Below are 17,375 nucleotides of genomic sequence, written 5' to 3' on the forward strand. Positions count from 1 at the left end.
CACCACGGGATGACCCAGCGGGGTGCGGGCGGTGAACAGGTGGGTTCAGCGCGGCGCGACGCTCTCCCAGGCCACGGTCAGCTCGCCGAGCCTGCGGCGCTCCGGATTGCCGATGACCGGCCAGCCGCGGTCGGCGAGCATGGCGACGGTGGCGGTCCAGCGGGCCCGCACGCCGAACGAACGGTGCGGTGCGGCGGCCGCCCAGCATTCGTCCAAAGTGGACATCAGGGCGTGCACGCGTTCGCCGGGGATGTTGCGGTGGATGAGGATTTTCGGCAGTCGTTCGGCCACTGTGGACGGACGGTCGAGTTCGGCGAGGCGCAGCGACAGGGTCAGGGTGCGCGGACCGTCGGCACCGACCGCGACCCACGTGACCAGCCTGCCGATCTCGTCGCAGGTGCCTTCGACGAGGAGACCGTCCGGCGGCATCGCGTCGAGCATCAGCTGCCACGCGCCCGGGACCTCGTCTTCGGCGTACTGCCGGAGCACGTTGAACGCGCGCACCAGGACCGGCCGCGTTCCGGCCAGTTCGAAGCCGCCGCGCCGGAAGTCGAGCCGGGGCGGATCAGCGGCGGGCAGGGCGGCGGCGACGCGCTCCGGGTCGAGTTCGAGCCCGAGCACCCGGACGTCCGGCCGCACGCGCGCCAGCCAGCGGGCCAGTTCGACCGTCGTGACCGGCGACGCTCCGTAGCCGAGATCGACGACCAGGGGACTTTCGCCCCGACGCAGCAGCCGGGTGACGGCCGGGTCGCTCGCGAGCCAGCGGTCGACCCGGCGCAACCGGTTGGGGTTGGTGGTGCCCCTGGTCGGGGTTCCCACCGGGGTCAGGCGTGCTCGGCCAGCCACTGTGCGGTGAACTCGTCCTCGTTCCGCAGCAGGTTGACCACCTGCTCGGAGACGAACTCCTCGATCCGGCCGCCGAAGAGGGGGATGCGCACGACGACCTCGCCGGTAGTGCGGAGGACGACCTTGCCGTCCTTCGGGGTGAGGTAGGTCGAGGCGCTGATTTCGCCGGGGACGCCGCCCACGCTGACGTCGGAGCGGCCGGTGTACTCGTCGCCGGACCGCTTCCAGGTCTGGGTGCGGTTGACGATGATGTCGCCCTTGTGCAGGGCGCGGACGGCTTGGGGGAGCTTGGCCGCCTTGATGCCGTGCTGGAGTTCGTAGCGGACGGAGTCGCCTTCGGCGGTGTAGGTCAGGAGTTTGGCGTCTTCTCCGCCTTGCGCGGCGAGGCGTGCGCGGAGGGCTTCTTCTCCGGCTACTGCGGTGAAGACGGTTTCGAGCGAGCCGTCGAATTCGCCGCGGTGCTCGATGCGGGATCCCATGTAGCGGACAGTACCGGGTGGTGACGGCCGGCAGCTCTGACGGAGCCAGCATCAGCTTGTGCCTTCACCTTGAACGCGATCGGGTTTCAGCCGTGGCGTTGCTGGATAGTATTAGCGGATAGTGCCGGATAACGGGCTGTAGCGTTAGGCCTCGTGAATGCCGCTCAAACGCCTGGCCTGACCCGTCTCGCTGAGTACACCACCCTCCGTCTCGGTGGACCAGTGCGCCGGTCTATCACCGCCACCACTGCTGACGAGCTTGTCGCCGCTGTGCGCGCGGCGGACGAGTCCGGCGAGCCGGTGTTGTTGCTTGGTGGTGGGTCGAATCTCGTGGTGGGGGATGCGGGGTTTGACGGGACCCTCGTGCGGATCGCCAACACCGGGTGGACTCGCGATGGCGACGTCGTCGAGGTTGCTGCTGGGCAGGAGTGGGACGCGTTCGTTGCCGCGCTCGTCGACAGCGGGCTTGGCGGGCTGGAGTGTCTCTCCGGGATCCCGGGGTCGGTGGGGGCGACGCCGATTCAGAACGTCGGGGCGTACGGCGGCGAAGTGGCCGAATCGATCGTCTCCGTGGAGTTGTACGACCGGGCCGCCAAGGAGGTGCGGACGGTCAAGGCCGACGAGTTGGGCTTCGCTTATCGCACCAGTGTGCTCAAGGGCACAGACCGCGGTGTGGTGCTCAGTGTGCGGTTCCGGATCGACCCCAGCGGGCAGTCCGCGCCTATTCGGTACGCCGAGCTGGCGCGCACGCTGGGGGTCGAAATCGATGCGAAAGTCCCCGCCGCGCGGGCGCGGGAAGCGGTGCTCGGGCTGCGGCGCGGGAAGGGCATGGTGCTCGACCCGGCTGATCACGACACGTGGAGTGCGGGGTCGTTCTTCACCAACCCGATCGTTCCCGAGGAGGAAGCGCCGGCGGTGCTCGCGAGGATCGCGGAGTCGACCGAGGGCAAGATTCCGCAGTACCCGGCCAGCGGCGGGGTGAAGCTGTCCGCCGCGTGGCTGATCGAGCGGGCTGGGTTCGGCAAGGGGTACCCCGGTCCGGGCGGGCGCGTTTCGCTGTCTGCCAAGCACACTTTGGCGCTTACGAACCGTGGCGGGGCCAGTACGGAGGATCTGCTCGCGCTGGCTCGCGAGGTCCGCGACGGGGTCGAAGCGCGGTTCGGCGTGCGGCTGTATCCGGAACCACTGCTGATCAACTGTTCGCTCTGACGGCTCCCGGGGTAACCCGGGCGAGTCAATCGACAATAAATCGGCAGCAACCGGGCGCCGGGTGAAACGTCTTGCGGGATGGAGAGGAATTTCCGGTTCGCAGGTAACGTCGAGTCGCTCACCGGCGCTGATGTGCGTGGGAGATGCCGGTGCGGGGGACAAGTGGAGGTAAGACCGTGATCGAGCGCCGTACGGTGTTCAAGGCCGTTCTCGCGACCGGCGCGGCGGCGCTGGCCGCCGCGTGCTCGGGCGGCAGCAATGACGGCACCGCGTCGCCGCAGGGCGGCAGTGGCGACAACGGCGGCAAGCCGGCCGCCCCGGTGGCGAAGCTCACCGCGACCCCGGCCGTCGGGGCCAAGGACGTGGGCGTGCGCGAGCCGGTGGTGGTGAAGGTCACCGAAGGCAAGCTGACCGAGGTCAAGCTCACCAACGAGGGCGGCGACGAGATCAAGGGCGAACTCGCCCCGGACGGCCTGTCCTGGACCAGTTCCGAACCGCTCGGCTACGGCAAGACCTACAACTACGCGGCCAAGGCGACCGGCACCGACCAGCGGCCCGCTGAGCTGAAGGGGTCGTTCGCCACGGTCAGCCCGGCCAAGACGGTGCGCGCCACGCTGAACCCGGGCGACGACGCCGAGGTGGGCGTCGCGATGCCGATCAGCGTGAAGTTCAACGGCGGCGCGCCGAAGGACCGGGCGGCGGTCGAGAAGGCGCTCAAGGTCAAGACCAGCAAGGACGTCGAGGGCTCGTGGGCCTGGCTGTCGCCGAACCAGGTCGACTGGCGGCCCAAGGAGTACTGGCCGGCCAACACGACCGTCGAGGTCGAGGCGAACCTGTACGGCGTGGACCTCGGCGGGGGCGTCTACGTGAAATCGGACGTCAGCACCAAGTTCAAGATCGGCCGCAACCAGGTGGTCAAGATCCACACGCCGGACCATGTGATGAAGGTCTACCGCGGCGGCGCGGAGAGCGCGAGCTACCCGTGCTCCAACGGGCTCGACTCGGACGTCCAGCGCAACACCCCGAACGGCACCTTCATCATCATGTCGAAGGAGCCGCACGCGGTGTTCGACAACGCCCGGTACGGCTACACCAACGTCAACAAGAAGTGGGCCTGCCGGTTCTCCAACCACGGCGAGTTCATCCACGAGAACCAGGACAACGCGGCCGCGATCGGCAAGACCAACAACTCGCACGGCTGCGTCAACCTGCTCGAGGCGGACGCCAAGGCCTACTTCGATTCGGCGATGATCGGCGACCCGGTCGAGGTCACCGGCTCCCGGCTGGGCAGCCCGACCAGCTCCGACGTCAAGGACTGGTTCTACGACTGGCCGACCTGGAAGTCGATGTCGGCCGCGAAGTGATCCACTAGCGGTCTGCTAACAAGTAGAAGTGAACACTGAGGTAACCGGGGCCGGCGGCGTGCGGATCGCACTGCGCGTCGAGGGCCCGGACAACGCGCGTCCGATCGTCTTCGTGCACGGCTGGGCCCAGTCCGCCGCGGCCTGGTCCGCCCAGCTGGCCGACCCGGCGCTGAGCGAGCGGTTCCGGCTCGTCGCGATGGACCTGCGCGGGCACGGGGCATCCGACGTCCCGAAGGACGGCTACGACGATCCGGCGCGGTGGGCGGGCGATCTCGCCGCGGTGCTCGACTTCGCCGGTCCGGACGCGATCGTCGTCGGCTGGTCCTACGGCGGGCTGGTGATCACGGACTACTTGCGCGAGCACGGCACCGCACGGCTCGGCGGCATCGTGCTCGTGGGCGCGATCACCGAGATCGGCCGCAAGCGCGAGGGCGGCGCGACTGGCCCGATCATGCGGGCCGCGCTGCCCGCCGCGCTCTCGGAGGACGCCGAGGTCGCGATCCCCGCGCTGGTCGAGTTCACCCGTGCCCAGGCCAGCCCGAAGGTGCCGGGTGCGTACGCGCAGGCGTTGCTCGGTAGCTCGCTTTCGGTGCCGCCCGCGGTGCGCGGCGCGCTGTTCCGGCGGGACATCGGCAGCGGCGACGTGCTCGCCGCGGTCGACAAACCGACCCTGGTGGTGCACGGGTCGGCCGACGGGGTGGTGGATCCTTCGGCGGCAGAGTATTCGGCCGGGAAGATTCCGGGGGCGGTCCTGCGTTGGTTCGTTGAGGCCGGGCATCTGCCGTTCGTCGAGGAGCCGGAGGACTTCAACTCCGTGCTGCGGCGGTTCGCCGGGGACGCAGCCGAGTAGCAGGAGTGACCAGGTGACCCTCAAGGGATTCATCGCTGAGCCGCGCCGGATCGCGGTCTTGTCCGTGCACACCTCCCCGCTCGAGCAGCCGGGCACCGGCGACGCCGGGGGGATGAACGTGTACGTCAGCCAGACCGCGCAGGAGATGGCGCGGCGCGGCATCGAGGTCGAGGTCTTCACGCGGGCGACCTCGTCGGAGCAGCCGCCGCTGGCCGAGCTGGCCCCCGGCGTCACGGTGCGGCACGTGCCGGCCGGGCCGTTCGAGCCGCTGGCGCGCGACGAGCTGCCCGCGCAGCTGTGCGCGTTCACCTCGGGCGTGCTGCGCGCGGAGGCGTTCCACGAGCCGGGCTACTACGACCTGATCCACTCGCACTACTGGCTGTCCGGCCAGGTCGGCTGGCTCGCCCGCGACCGGTGGGGCGTGCCGCTCGTGCACACCGCGCACACGCTGGCCAAGGTCAAGAACGCGCTGCTCGCCGAGGGCGACAAGCCCGAGCCGCGGACGCGCGTGATGGGCGAGGAACAGGTGGTCGCCGAGGCCGACTGTCTCGTCGCGAACACACAGGTCGAGGCTCGGCAGCTGGTCGACCTTTACGGGGCTTCGACGCACGCGGTGCACGCCGTGCCGCCGGGTGTCGACCTCGAACGGTTCACGCCCGGTTCGCAGCTGGAAGCGCGGCGCGAGCTGAACCTGTCCCCGGACGCGGTCGTGCTTGCCTTCGCTGGACGGATCCAGCCGCTCAAGGCACCGGACGTGCTGTTGCACGCGGCGGCGGAAATGCTGCGCCGGCGGCCGGAATTGGCTTCGCGGCTGGTGGTTTTGGTGGTCGGCGGACCGTCCGGCACCGGGTTGGAGCAGCCGCAGGCCTTGCGGGAATTGGCGGTGTCGCTGGGCATCGCCGAGCAGGTGCGGTTCCTGCCGCCGCAGAACGGGCTGAAGCTGCGCACGGTGTTTCGCGCGGCCGACGTCGTCGCGGTGCCGAGCTACAACGAATCCTTCGGCCTGGTCGCGCTCGAAGCGCAGGCCTGCGGCACGCCGGTGGTGGCGGCGGAGGTCGGCGGGCTGCCGGTCGCGGTGCCGCACGGGGTTTCCGGGCTGCTGGTTCCCTCGCACGGTGCGGCGGAATGGGCCGACGCGCTCGCCGCGGTCGCGCTGCGGCCGGACCGGCGCGCGGAACTGGCGTCCAACGCGGTGCGGCACGCGCAGCGGTTTTCCTGGCGGCGCACCACGGATTCCTTGCTCGACATCTATGCTCAAGCGACCAGAGCGTTCCGGCAGGCGCTGGAACTGCGGGCGGAGGTGGCAGTGTGAGCCTTGACGCGACTATCAAGTCCACTTTGGACTCAAGTGGGCTCAAGTACGACCGTCGCGGCGAAGGCCGTTATTTCGTGACGTTGCCGGGAACCAAGAAGCTGCAGACCAACTGCTGGCTCGTGGACGGCGACCACGCGTTCTCGGTGGAGGCGTTCGTCTGCCGCCGTCCGGACGAGCGGCACGAGGACGTGTACCGGTTCCTGTTGCAGCGCAACGCCCGGCTCTACGGCGTGCACTACACAGTGGACAGTCTGGGCGACATCTACCTCGTCGGCCGCTTCGGCAAGGAGACGGTGACCGAGTCCGAACTGGACAAGATCCTCGGCCAGGTGCTCGAGGCCGCGGACGGCGATTTCAACATCCTGCTGGAAATCGGGTTCGCCACGTCCATCAAGCGCGAATGGGACTGGCGCGTCTCGCGCGGCGAATCGCTGGCGAATCTCCAGGCGTTCAAACACCTCGCCGAACCCGCCGGCGGGCACGAACCGGGGTTGACCGAGTCGTAACCGATTCCGTGCAACGGCTCCGCCCAGTCGCTTCGTCTCACCGCCAACGACTGGAGGGAGACGGGAATGCGGACTCGATGGAGATGCGTGCTCGCGGGCGCCGCGCTGGTGCTGCTGGCCGGATGCAGCGGCAACAGCGCGGATTCGGCGAGGTCGGCTGTCGCGCCCGCGCAGCGGCAGGAGCAGGGGGCGGCGCCAAAGCAGGGGAACGCGCAGGCGACCGTGCCCGAACCCGGCGCGACTGATCGCAAGCTGGCGCGCAGCGCGCGGCTGGAACTGACCACCCCGAAGACGGACGACGTCGTGTCCCGCGCGAAGTCGATCGCGACCGGTGCGGGCGGTTACCCCGGACAAGAGAGCGCGACGGACGATTCCGCGTCGCTGACCTTGTCGGTGCCCGCGGAGAAACTCGACGGCGTGCTCGACCAGCTCAGCGGGCTCGGCCAGGTGAAACGGCGGGAAATCAGCGCACAGGACGTGACCGCGCAGGTGGTCGACGTGGACGCGCGGCTGGCGACCCAGCGGGCGAGCGTCGAGCGGATGCGCGCGCTGCTGGCGAAGGCGCAGTCGGTGTCCGAGATCGCGTCCGTCGAAAGCGAGCTGACCAGCCGCCAGGCCACGCTGGAGTCGCTGGAGCGGCAGCAGGCTTCGCTGGCCGGACGGGTCGCGATGGCGACCGTGTCGCTCTCGGTGACGCGGCAGGAGGCCGCCGCCCCGGCGGAGTCCGGCGGTTTCCTCGCCGGGCTGTCCGGGGGATGGGACGCGTTCGTCGTCTTCTGCACCGGGCTCGTGCGCGTGCTGGGGGTGCTGCTGCCGTTCGCGGTCGCGTTCGGGATCCCGGCCGGCGCGGTGTTCTGGTGGCTGCGGCGGCGGAAGGCCAGGCCCGCGGAGTGAGGGGCTGGCGGAACGGCTCGAGGGAGGGGGAGTCGCGATCTCGAGCCGTCCCGCTGCAGGTCCCGCCTTGCTGGACCCGGTGACGAGGGGGATGCCAACGGGGCCGGCGGGCCGCGGCTCGGCAGGGGGGAGACGAGCCGCGGTCACTGCCCGTGATCAGCCGGGAGTGCGTGGAATCCGGCTGAGCGGGACATGCCCAACCTGTCAGATGTCGACCAGTAATCACAAGACTACTGGTTACTCCGTTCGAGTGAAATTTGCGGACGGGGATAACAGTGTGCAGCGCCTTGCACTCTTTGGCCTGCTCGTCGGCAACCCTCCTGCGCGTCGGGGGAAAGTGTTACTCCCGGGTAACGCACTCTGGGTAGAGGGGTGGACGCACTACCGGCCGCGCTGGCGCGCTCTGGCAGGCTGGTGGCCATGGCCGAACTTGGGACCCTGGTGCTGCTGCGGCACGGACAGAGCACGTGGAACGCGGAAAACCTGTTCACCGGCTGGGTGGACGTGCCCCTTTCGGAGACCGGCGAGCGCGAAGCCCGGCAAGGCGGGCAGCTCCTCGCCGAGGCGGGGCTGCTGCCGGACGTGGTGCACACGTCGCTGCTGCGCCGGGCGATCAGCACGGCGAACATCGCCCTCGACGCCGCCGACCGGCACTGGATCCCGGTCAAGCGCGACTGGCGGCTCAACGAGCGGCACTACGGCGCGCTGCAGGGCAAGAACAAGAAGCAGACGCTGGACGAGTTCGGCGAGGAGCAGTTCATGCTCTGGCGCCGCTCGTACGACACGCCGCCGCCGGCCATCGACCCGAAGGACGAGTTCAGCCAGTCCGGCGACGCGCGGTACGCCGACCTCGGCGACCAGGCCCCGCTGACGGAATGCCTGAAGGACGTTGTGGCCCGCCTGCTGCCGTACTGGGAGTCGGCGATCGTCCCCGACCTGCGGGCAGGCCGCACCGTGCTGGTCGCCGCGCACGGCAACTCGCTGCGCGCGCTGGTGAAGCACCTCGACGGGATCTCCGACGACGACATCGCCGCGCTGAACATCCCGACCGGCATCCCGCTGCGCTACGACCTGACCGCGGACCTCAAGCCGGTCAAGGCGGGCGGCGAGTACCTGGACCCGGAGGCGGCGAAGGAAGCCGCCGCCGCGGTCGCGAACCAGGGCCGCTGACCCCTCCGCTGCTGACCCGCTCGTGAGTGGCGGCGCCGGTTAGAACCGGCATCGCCGCTCACGAGCGGAGTGGGCGGTCTGGCGGCAGTGCGGCGTCGCGTGGCTTCGTGGTGAGCGGCGGCACCGGTTCTCACCGGCATCGCCGCTCACGAGCCGGAAGCGGTGATCGCCTTCATCCCGGACACCTTCCACTCGCTGCCCTGGCGCACGAGGTCGAGGTGCACCGGCAGCCGGTTGGCCCCGGGGTGCTGGCCGCCGGTGGTCGTCAGCTGCGCGGCCAGCAACGCCGACGCGTGCGTGCCGTCCGGGCTTATCTGCGTCAGCGCGGCCGTCGAATCCGCGCCGTAGGTCGCCTTCGTCCCGGTCTGCTTGATGCGGTCCACGGTTTCCTGGCGGCTCTTCCGGAATTCGGTCAACAGCGGTTCCGCGGCCACGTTTTCCCAGGCCGCGTAGTTCCCGTCGATGTTCTGCGGGTCGACGGTCATCAGCACCCCGCCGTCCCGGCGAGCCGCCTCGACCGCGGAATCCCGGTTCGCGGCAAGGCCTTTCGCCGGCGCGGCGGCCGAGGCGATCGGGCCGCGCGGGTCGAAGTTCAAGTCCTCCAGCTGCCAGTGCCCGCTCGTCCGGACCGCGGTGACCAGCATGAGCGCGCCGGCCTGGTTCTTGGCCCCGTCCGGACGCTTGCTGTGCTGGGTGGCCGCGACCAGCATCCGCGCGTGGTCCGGGGTCAGTTCGGCCAATCCGGTTTCCATCACCTGCGTCTGCGTGGTCACCGGTTCGGCGCGGACCTCGGCGAACGTCTTGTCGAACTGCGCGCGGGCCCCGCCGGTCAGGTACTCCTGCTCGGTTTTCGCGACCTCGTCCGGTTTCGTGGAGTCGTAGCTGAACGCGGCCTCCACGGCTTTCTTGATGCCGGACATCGCGTCGCTGGTCGCCTGCGGGTCCACATAGGCCACATTCGCCGGTGCGGGAGCAGGAGAAGGCGCGGGCGGCGCGGGTTGCTGGGACGCGGCGCATCCGGCGGTGAGCAAGGCCGCGGCGAGAACAGCGCGCCTCACAGCAGACCCGCCTCCCGCGCGAGAGCACCCGCTTGGAACCGCGACGTCGCACCCAGTACATCCATCAATTCGGCCACCCGCCGACGGTACGTCCGCAGCCCGACGCCCATCGCCCGGGCCGCCTTTTCGTCGGTGGAACCGGAAGACAGCAGGTCGAGCAGCTGTGGCGTGTACTGGCGCAGTTCGGCGAACCGCGTCTCGTACGCCTCCATCGCGGTCGACGAACGCCACGCGGCCTCGAACAGCGACGAGATTCCGCGCACCAGATCCGGGGCGGTCACGACGTGGTAGCCAGGCCCGGCGGCGAGGATGGCGACGCGGCCGTCGAGCAGGATCGTCTCGTTGATCTCGTGGTCGCTGATCCGGACTTCCGCGCCGAGCTGGCGCAGCGTCTGCAGGTGCTCGGCGCCGGCCGGATCGAGCAGCACGCGCGACAGGTAGACCTTGCGGACCCGCAGCTTCGGCCGCGCGGGCAGCTCCCGGGCGAATTTCTGCATCGCGGACCAGGTGTGCAGGTCGTTCGCGGCGCAGGCGAACTCGTCGGCGCCGGCGAGCAGGTGTCCGGCGCGCTCGACCAGTTCTCGTTCGTCGCGGATGGACGCGACTTCCTCGGCTCGGGGCACGGCGTCCAGTGTTCCCGCGTTGGCAGCTTGCTGCCAATTCCGCCGCCGGAACCCGCCGCGCCGCACAGTGGAGACATGACCGGAACGACACTTCCCGCCGCTGCCGCGGGCACCTGGCAGCTCGGCTCCCGCACCGTCAACCGGCTCGGCTTCGGTTCGATGCGGCTCGGCGGTTCGCTCGACCCGAACGTGCCTGCCGACGCCGACCGCGCGATTTCGGTGCTGCGCCGGGCCGTGGAGCTGGGCGTGAACCACATCGACACCGCGGCGTTCTACTTCGGAGCCGGCTGGTCGGCCAACGCGTTGATCAAGACCGCGCTCGCGCCGTACGGCGACGACCTCGTGCTCACCACCAAGGTCGGCCCGTCGCGCGACGAATCCGGCCAGTTCCGGCCGTTCGCCCGTCCCGACGAACTGCGCGGCCAGGTCGAGCAGAACCTGCGCGAACTCGGCCGTGACCGGATCGACGTCGTCAACCTGCGGATCGGCACCGGCCTCGAGCGCGGCACCGGCTCGCTCGCCGAGCATTTCGGCGTGCTGGCCGAACTGCGCGCCGAGGGACTGATCGGCGAGCTGGGCATTTCCAACGTCAGCGCCGAACACCTCGCCGAGGCGCAGGCGATCGCGCCGGTGGTGTGCGTGCAGAACCAGTACGGCCTGTCCGCCCGCCGCGAGGACGACGAGCTGTTGCGGCTGTGCGGCGAGCAGGGCGTGGCGTTCGTGCCGTTCTTCGCGGTCGCGAGCGGCGCGAGTGGACAGTCCGACGAACGGGTCGCCGAGGTTGCGCGCCGGCACGGCGTGACCGACGCTCAGGTGCGGCTGGCGTGGACGCTCGCGCAGGGCCCGCACGTGCTGGCGATCCCCGGCACAGGTGACCCCGCACACCTGGAACAGAACGTCGCCGCGGCCGCGCTGAAGCTGTCCGACGAGGACCTCGAGACCCTCGACGCGCACTGAGCGCTAAGCGGGTCGACTTGGCGGGAACATCTCGATCGGGTGAACAGGGCCTGACCCCGAGGCGAATATGTACCCCTCAGGTGTCACTCGCCTCACGACAGGGCTTCCAGGACTAGGCCGGAAGGCTACCGGGATGCTTACGATTCCCCCGTGACCACGCCTGTTGTCCTGCTGACGGCCATCGGCGCTCTTGTCGTCGGCGCGGTCGCCGGGTTCCTCGCGGCCAGGGTCCGCGCCCGGCGAGAGGCGGCGCGGCCCACCGGCCCGACCGTCGCGGAGCTGCTCGAACGGCTGATCCGCTCCTCGAACAACGGCGTCATCGTGCTCAACCGGTTCGGCGACCTGGTGCTGCACAATCCGCGGGCGTACGAACTCGGCCTGGTCCGGGTGAACCAGGCCGATCCGCGGGCGCGCAAGGCGGCCGAACAGGTGGTCGAGACCGACGAGCCGATGGAGGTCGACCTCTCGCCGCTGGAGAACCGCGGCCGCCGCCAGCCCGAGGCGGTGCTCGGCGAGGTCCGGCCGCTCGGCGACGGGTTCACCGTCGTCGAGGCCGTCGACCATTCCGAGGCGATCCGGCTGGAGGCGGTCCGCCGGGACTTCGTCGCGAACGTCAGCCACGAGCTGAAGACCCCGGTCGGCGCGATCGCGCTGCTCACCGAGGCCGTGCTGGACGCCGCCGAGGACGTCGAGGAGGTCCGCCGCTTCGGCGGCAAGATCCTGCGCGAATCCACCCGGCTCGGCCAGCTCGTCACCGAGCTGATCGCGCTGTCGCGCCTCCAGGGCGCCGAGCGGCTGCCGGACCTCAACGTGGTCGAGGTCGACGCCGTCGTGCGCGAGGCGCTCGGGCGCACCACGCTGTCCGCGGAATCCGCCGACATCACCATCACCACCGACACGCCGAGCGGCCTGCTCATCGAGGGCGACCGGACGCTGCTGGTCACCGCGTTGTCGAACCTGCTGGAGAACGCCGTCGCGTACTCGTCGGCGGGCAGCCCGGTGTCGATCTCGCGCCGGCTCGCCGACGGCATGGTCGAGATCGCGGTGACCGACCGCGGCATCGGCATCGCCGAGGACGAGCAGCAGCGCGTGTTCGAGCGCTTCTACCGCGCGGACAAGGCGCGTTCGCGCGCCACCGGCGGCACCGGCCTCGGACTGGCGATCGTGAAACACGTCGCGGCCAACCACGGCGGTTCGGTCGGCCTGTGGAGCCGTCCCGGCACCGGGTCGACCTTCACCCTGCGCATCCCCGCGCACGTGCGCACCGAACCCGCCGACACCGCACGCAAGGCCGCGCCCGCGCGGCCGGACAAGACCCCCGAGCGGACACCCCGGCTCGTGGCAACCGGGCAGGAAGTCTCCAGCCCAGACCATGGAGGAAACCTGTGACGAGGGTTCTCATAGTCGAGGACGAAGAGTCCTTCGCCGACCCGCTCGCCTTCTTGCTGCGCAAGGAGGGCTTCACCGCGGCGGTCGCGGTGACCGGCCAGCAGGCGCTCGAAGAGTTCGACCGCAACGGCGCCGACATCGTGCTGCTCGACCTGATGCTGCCCGGGATGAGCGGCACCGACGTCTGCAAGCAGCTGCGGCAGCGTTCCGCGGTGCCGGTGATCATGGTGACCGCGCGCGACAGCGAGATCGACAAGGTCGTCGGGCTGGAACTCGGCGCCGACGACTACGTGACCAAGCCGTACTCGGCGCGCGAGCTGATCGCGCGGGTGCGCGCGGTGCTGCGCCGCGGCGGCGAGCCGGGCAGCGACGGCGAACTCGCGCCGCTGGTGCTGTCGGCCGGACCGGTGCGGATGGACGTCGAACGGCACGTCGTGACCGTGGACGGCGGCGAGGTTTCGTTGCCGCTCAAGGAGTTCGACCTGCTGGAATACCTGCTGCGCAACGTCGGCCGGGTGCTCACCCGCGGCCAGCTGATCGACCGGGTGTGGGGCGCGGACTACGTCGGCGACACCAAGACCCTCGACGTCCACGTGAAGCGGCTCCGCTCGAAGATCGAGCCGGACCCGGGTTCGCCGCGGCACCTGGTGACCGTGCGCGGGCTCGGCTACAAGTTCGAGACCTGAGCCGCCCTTTCGAACCGTCCGTGAAGGACTCCTTGAGGGAATCTGATTCCCCCAAGGAGTCCTTCACGGCTTTTGTCCGGGTTTCCGTGCACACCGTGCCGGTCCGCGCACGCTGAGTTGATGTGGATCCGAGTGGAGTTGGTTACAGTTTCGAGACCTGGCACTGGGACCGGTACGCTGAATCCTCGTGCGCCTAGGGGTACTCGACGTCGGTTCCAATACCGTCCACTTGCTCGTGGTCGACGCCCACCGTGGCGCCCACCCGACCCCGATGCACTCCGAGAAAACGATGCTGCGGCTGGCCGAACAGCTCACCGGGTCCGGCGAACTGAGCCGTCCCGGCGAGGACGGCCTGGTCCGGGCGGTCGAATCGGCCAAGGCCGCGGCCGCGCGGCTCGGCTGCGAGGACGTGCTGGCGTTCGCGACCTCCGCGGTGCGCGAGGCGAAGAACTCGGCGAAGGTGCTGGCCAGGGTGGGCGCCGAGACCGGCGTCGACCTGCGCGTCCTGTCCGGTGAGGACGAGGCGCGGCTCACCTTCCTCGCGGTCCGCCGGTGGTACGGCTGGTCGGCCGGGAAACTGCTGGTGCTGGACATCGGCGGCGGATCGTTCGAGGTCGCGATGGGCCGCGACGAGGAACCCGAACTCGCCGAATCGCTCCCGCTCGGCGCCGGGCGCACCACCCGCACCCGCTTCCGCAACGACCCGCCGACCCGTTCCGAGGTCGTCGCGACGTCGGCCTGGCTCGAGGACCAGCTCGCCGGGCTCGCGAAGAAGGTCGCCGCGCAGGGCCTTCCGGACCGGGTCGTGGCGACCTCCAAGACGTTCCGCTCGCTCGCCCGGCTGACCGGGGCGGCCCCCTCGGCGGCGGGCCCCCGCGTGCGCCGTACGCTCACCGACACCGCCCTTCGCCAGCTCATCGCCTTCATTTCGCGGATGACCGCCGCGGATCTGGCCCAGCTGGAAGGCGTCAGCGCGAGCCGGTCGCACCAGCTCGTGGCGGGCGCGCTGGTGGCGCAGGCCGCGATGCGGGCGCTCTCCCTCACGGAGTTGGAGATTTGCCCCTGGGCGCTGCGAGAGGGTGTCATCCTGCGGCGGTTGGACCACGCCAACGGCGCGGACGAAACTGGGACCGCGGTCGCCGGCGTTTCGGCGAGCGGGGAGGACCGGTGACAGCAGCGGACTGGACTTGCCCGACGAAGACCAGGCACGGTGAAGAGGTGACGGACATGCACTGCACGGTGTCGATCGCGCGCGGCTCCGGAGGCAGGTGTGCCCGAGTGACCACAACCAACCCCGAGCGCGCTTTGGACAGCACGGTATGACGGACCAGACCGGCGGCGACCAGCCCCAGAAGACCGTGGCCGAACTGCTCGCCCAGCACGGGCAGCAGGTCGATGGCGGACGGCGACGCAGGCGCAGGGCGGCCGATGACGAGGACGAGGCCGCCCCGCGGCGCTCGGGCCTCACCGACACCGGACCGCAGGCGATCATCGACCGGGTGGCGTCCGAGGGCGGCACCCCGCCGCCTCCGTCGCGTCCCCCGGGCGGCCGCCGCCGTCCGGGCGCGGCCCCGCAGCCCGCCCCGCAGGACTCGGGCCAGTACCCGCGTCCCGGGCAGCAGCCTTCGGGCCAGTACCCGGCGCCGCAGGAAGCCGCGCCGCCGCCGCGGAACGGCCAGCCTTCCGGGCAGTACCCGGCTCCGCAGGAGTCCGGCCAGTACCCGGTGAACGGCCAGCAGGATTCGGCGTACGTGCGTCCCCCGGCTCCGCCGCAGGAGTCCGGGCAGTACCCGCGGCCGGCCAACGGCCAGCAGGATTCGGCCTACGTGCGCCCGCCCGCGCCGCCGCAGGAGTCGGGCCAGTTCGCCCGCCCCGCGCCGCCCGCGGCCGGTCCGCAGGGCACCGGCTACCTGCGTCCCGCCGCGCCGCAGGAGTCCGGTTACGTGCGTCCGCCCGCTCCGCCGCAGGAATCCGGGCAGATGCCGGTGCCGCCGCGCGGCCGTCCGCCGCGTCCGCAGGCCGCCGACGAGGAGACCCGCGGCGCGGTGCCGCCGGTCCGCCGTCGTCCGGCCCCGCCTCCGCCGTCCGCGCCGCCGGAGGGCGGCCTGGCCGCCCGGCTCGACGGTCTCGACGGCGACGCCCCGGAACCGCCCGCGACGCCGATGGCGAGCGGCGCGTTCCCCGCGCCCGGTGCTCCGGCAGCCCCTCCGAACCGGCCGCGGCGCGCCCCGGCCCGCCGCCCGGCGCCGAAGCAGGAGCCGCACACCGAGCAGTTCGACGCGATCGACGGCCCGCCCGCCGAGGGCGTCGCCGAGGACGCGCCGCCCGCGGGTCTCGCCGGCTGGCGCCAGCGCCGGCAGGCGGAACAGCTGGAGGACACCGAGGTCGGCATGATGCCGGCCGTCCCGCCCGCCGGGGCGAAGCCGGAGCAGGCTGAGGATTACGTCGAAGACGACTACGTCGACGACGGTTACGAGGACGAGTACCCGCCCGCCGCCGCGGATTACGACGCGGGCCCGCCGACCGCGGGCTACCCGGCCCCGATGCCGTTCGCGCCGGGCGGCAAGGACCCGGTCGAGGACGACCTCGCCGAGTACGAGCGCGAGTTCGCCGAGCCGTCCGGTTACCCGGAGAGCCAGCCGGACTTCGAGGGCGACGACGGCTACGGGTACGAGCACGCCGAAGGCTACGAGCACGCCGAGGGCTACGCCGAAGGCGACGAGTACGACGACTACCCCGAGGAAGCCGTCGCCGAGGACGCGCCGGAGGCCGAGCCGGAACCCGCGGTGTCCGCGGGCAAGCAGTGGCTGACCCTGGCCGGGCAGCTGGCGCTGGGCGTCGTCGGCGGGGCCGCCGTGTGGCTGGGCTTCAACTGGCTGTGGGTCAACCTCGCGCCGGCCGCGCTCGTGGGTGCGTTGCTGGTGATCGTCGCGCTGGTCTGGATCGTGCGGAAGATCCGCCGCGCCGAGGACCTGCAGACGACTCTGCTGGCGATTCTGGTCGGTCTGGTGGTGACGGTGTCGCCCGCGGCGCTGTTGCTGGTGGCCAAGTAGCGGGCCGCCGAGGACGCTGGGGCAGGATGGGCGCGTGAGTGAGAGCGCGCCCGTCCCCGTGGGTTTGAGCACTGCCTCGGTGTGGCCGCTGCGCGCGGGCGCGGCGTTCGAGCTGGCCGCGGATCTCGGCTACGACGGCGTCGAGGTCATGGTCTGGGCCGACCCGATCAGCCAGGACGTCTCGGCGATCCGGCGCTGGTCGCAGCGCACCGGGATGCCGGTGCTGTCGATCCATTCGCCGTCGCTGCTGATCACGCAGCGGATCTGGTCGCCGGACCCGGAGGTGCGCCTGCGCCGCTCCGTGGACGCCGCGCTGGAACTCGGCGCGCGCACGGTGGTGGTGCATCCGCCGTTCCGCTGGCAGCGCCGGTACGGCGACGCGTTCGGCGATCTGGTGGACGAGCTGGAGGACGCCAGCGGGGTCCACGTCGCGGTGGAGAACATGTTCAAGGTCCGCCCGCTGGGCGGCTCGCGGGACGCCCGCGTTTCGGCTTTCCGGCCGTCGATCGACCCGACGGACGTCGGATTCCGGCATTACACGCTGGATCTGTCGCATTCGGCCGCGGCACGGATGGACGCACTGGCGCTGGCCGACCGGATGGGGGCGGGATTGAGCCACGTCCACCTGGCGGACGGGACGGGGATCCCGAAGGACGAACACCTGATTCCGGGGCATGGCGGGCAGCCGTGTGCGGAATTGCTGGAGAAGCTGGTCAGTGACGGCTTTTCCGGTCAGGTGGTGCTGGAGGTCAACACGCGGCATGCGACGGGTGCGGCGTCGCGGGCCCGGGCGCTCGCGGAAGCCCTGCTCTTCGCCCGGTTGCATCTCGGGCAATGATGCGCGGGTGATCTTGCTCGGCTGTCCGGGCGGTCCCTGCCCGGCTCGGCTCGCGAAGGCGGCTGGGCACCGTAAAGTGCGGGCGTGACCTCGTTGCCATCGCCGTCTCCAGATTTCGCCGGACCCGGTTCCACGCGC

General features: G+C 70.9%; 17 protein-coding genes. 13 read left to right on the plus strand and 4 right to left on the minus strand.

Annotated elements, in window-relative coordinates:
- Positions 1 to 45 precede the first annotated feature (45 nt).
- The gene (locus tag CU254_RS00985) at positions 46 to 846 is read right to left on the minus strand and encodes a hypothetical protein (RefSeq protein WP_009071919.1); all 801 of its coding nucleotides are present in this window, start codon (positions 844 to 846) and stop codon (positions 46 to 48) included.
- Entirely contained in the window at positions 825 to 1,325 is a 501-nt protein-coding gene (locus CU254_RS00990) for a DUF2505 domain-containing protein (protein ID WP_009071921.1), read from the minus strand. Before CU254_RS00990 ends, CU254_RS00985 begins: the two co-directional genes overlap by 22 nt.
- A gap of 153 nt (positions 1,326 to 1,478) precedes the next feature.
- On the opposite strand from CU254_RS00990, the gene CU254_RS00995 reads away from it, so the two are divergent.
- From CU254_RS00995 to CU254_RS01025, 7 genes are all read left to right on the plus strand, one after another.
- Positions 1,479 to 2,534 carry a UDP-N-acetylmuramate dehydrogenase gene (locus tag CU254_RS00995; protein ID WP_009071923.1) on the plus strand — a complete coding sequence of 352 codons (1,056 nt, stop codon included), beginning with the start codon at positions 1,479 to 1,481 and terminating at the stop codon, positions 2,532 to 2,534.
- 176 nt (positions 2,535 to 2,710) lie between these two features.
- A complete protein-coding gene (locus CU254_RS01000; protein ID WP_009071924.1) occupies positions 2,711 to 3,898 on the plus strand; it encodes an Ig-like domain-containing protein in 1,188 nt (395 codons plus the stop codon).
- A gap of 28 nt (positions 3,899 to 3,926) precedes the next feature.
- Positions 3,927 to 4,748 carry an alpha/beta fold hydrolase gene (locus CU254_RS01005; protein ID WP_009071926.1) on the plus strand — a complete coding sequence of 274 codons (822 nt, stop codon included), beginning with the start codon at positions 3,927 to 3,929 and terminating at the stop codon, positions 4,746 to 4,748.
- Positions 4,749 to 4,761: 13 nt separating this feature from the next.
- Entirely contained in the window at positions 4,762 to 6,060 is a 1,299-nt protein-coding gene (mshA, locus tag CU254_RS01010) for a D-inositol-3-phosphate glycosyltransferase (RefSeq protein WP_050788102.1), read from the plus strand.
- Positions 6,057 to 6,569 (plus strand): YbjN domain-containing protein, encoded by a 513-nt coding sequence (locus tag CU254_RS01015; RefSeq protein ID WP_009071931.1) that lies wholly within the window; start codon positions 6,057 to 6,059, stop codon positions 6,567 to 6,569. The genes mshA and CU254_RS01015 overlap by 4 nt, the downstream gene beginning before the upstream one ends.
- Positions 6,570 to 6,635: 66 nt before the next feature.
- The gene (locus CU254_RS01020; RefSeq protein ID WP_009071933.1) at positions 6,636 to 7,463 is read left to right on the plus strand and encodes a DUF4349 domain-containing protein; all 828 of its coding nucleotides are present in this window, start codon (positions 6,636 to 6,638) and stop codon (positions 7,461 to 7,463) included.
- A gap of 420 nt (positions 7,464 to 7,883) precedes the next feature.
- The gene (locus CU254_RS01025; RefSeq protein ID WP_009071935.1) at positions 7,884 to 8,633 is read left to right on the plus strand and encodes a phosphoglyceromutase; all 750 of its coding nucleotides are present in this window, start codon (positions 7,884 to 7,886) and stop codon (positions 8,631 to 8,633) included.
- Positions 8,634 to 8,779: 146 nt separating this feature from the next.
- Here the strand turns inward: CU254_RS01025 and CU254_RS01030 are convergent, their stop codons facing one another.
- On the minus strand, positions 8,780 to 9,691 hold the full coding sequence (locus CU254_RS01030; RefSeq protein WP_199785744.1) for a hypothetical protein: 912 nt from the start codon (positions 9,689 to 9,691) through the stop codon (positions 8,780 to 8,782).
- Positions 9,688 to 10,314 (minus strand): response regulator transcription factor, encoded by a 627-nt coding sequence (locus CU254_RS01035; RefSeq protein WP_037716389.1) that lies wholly within the window; start codon positions 10,312 to 10,314, stop codon positions 9,688 to 9,690. Before CU254_RS01035 ends, CU254_RS01030 begins: the two co-directional genes overlap by 4 nt.
- 75 nt (positions 10,315 to 10,389) lie before the next feature.
- Here CU254_RS01035 and CU254_RS01040 point away from each other — a divergent pair, with 75 nt between their 5' ends.
- The 6 genes from CU254_RS01040 to CU254_RS01065 all read left to right on the plus strand — a co-directional run bounded on the left by CU254_RS01040 (position 10,390) and on the right by CU254_RS01065 (position 17,237).
- The gene (locus CU254_RS01040) at positions 10,390 to 11,271 is read left to right on the plus strand and encodes an oxidoreductase (protein WP_037712169.1); all 882 of its coding nucleotides are present in this window, start codon (positions 10,390 to 10,392) and stop codon (positions 11,269 to 11,271) included.
- A 150-nt stretch (positions 11,272 to 11,421) separates the two neighbouring features.
- The gene (locus CU254_RS01045; RefSeq protein ID WP_009071940.1) at positions 11,422 to 12,660 is read left to right on the plus strand and encodes a cell wall metabolism sensor histidine kinase WalK; all 1,239 of its coding nucleotides are present in this window, start codon (positions 11,422 to 11,424) and stop codon (positions 12,658 to 12,660) included.
- Positions 12,657 to 13,346, plus strand: a complete 690-nt coding sequence (locus CU254_RS01050; protein WP_009071942.1) for a response regulator transcription factor — start codon at positions 12,657 to 12,659, stop codon at positions 13,344 to 13,346. Before CU254_RS01045 ends, CU254_RS01050 begins: the two co-directional genes overlap by 4 nt.
- Positions 13,347 to 13,533: 187 nt before the next feature.
- Positions 13,534 to 14,517 (plus strand): Ppx/GppA phosphatase family protein, encoded by a 984-nt coding sequence (locus CU254_RS01055; protein ID WP_009071943.1) that lies wholly within the window; start codon positions 13,534 to 13,536, stop codon positions 14,515 to 14,517.
- A gap of 148 nt (positions 14,518 to 14,665) precedes the next feature.
- Positions 14,666 to 16,399: a phage holin family protein gene (locus tag CU254_RS01060; RefSeq protein WP_100266677.1), complete on the plus strand. Its 1,734-nt coding sequence runs from the start codon at positions 14,666 to 14,668 to the stop codon at positions 16,397 to 16,399.
- Between the two features lie 34 nt (positions 16,400 to 16,433).
- Positions 16,434 to 17,237 (plus strand): sugar phosphate isomerase/epimerase, encoded by an 804-nt coding sequence (locus tag CU254_RS01065; RefSeq protein WP_037712171.1) that lies wholly within the window; start codon positions 16,434 to 16,436, stop codon positions 17,235 to 17,237.
- Positions 17,238 to 17,375 lie beyond the last annotated feature (138 nt).

The organism is Amycolatopsis sp. AA4 (assembly GCF_002796545.1).
Lineage (GTDB): Bacteria > Actinomycetota > Actinomycetes > Mycobacteriales > Pseudonocardiaceae > Amycolatopsis.

Bases quoted from the DNA above. Each gene is read 5' to 3' on its own strand.
- CU254_RS00990 (WP_009071921.1), bottom strand. From the start codon at position 1,325: ATGGGATCCCGCATCGAGCACCGCGGCGAATTCGACGGCTCGCTCGAA.
- CU254_RS01020 (WP_009071933.1), top strand. From the start codon at position 6,636: ATGCGGACTCGATGGAGATGCGTGCTCGCGGGCGCCGCGCTGGTGCTG.
- CU254_RS01025 (WP_009071935.1), top strand. From the start codon at position 7,884: ATGGCCGAACTTGGGACCCTGGTGCTGCTGCGGCACGGACAGAGCACG.
- CU254_RS01040 (WP_037712169.1), top strand. From the start codon at position 10,390: ATGACCGGAACGACACTTCCCGCCGCTGCCGCGGGCACCTGGCAGCTC.
- CU254_RS01060 (WP_100266677.1), top strand. From the start codon at position 14,666: ATGACGGACCAGACCGGCGGCGACCAGCCCCAGAAGACCGTGGCCGAA.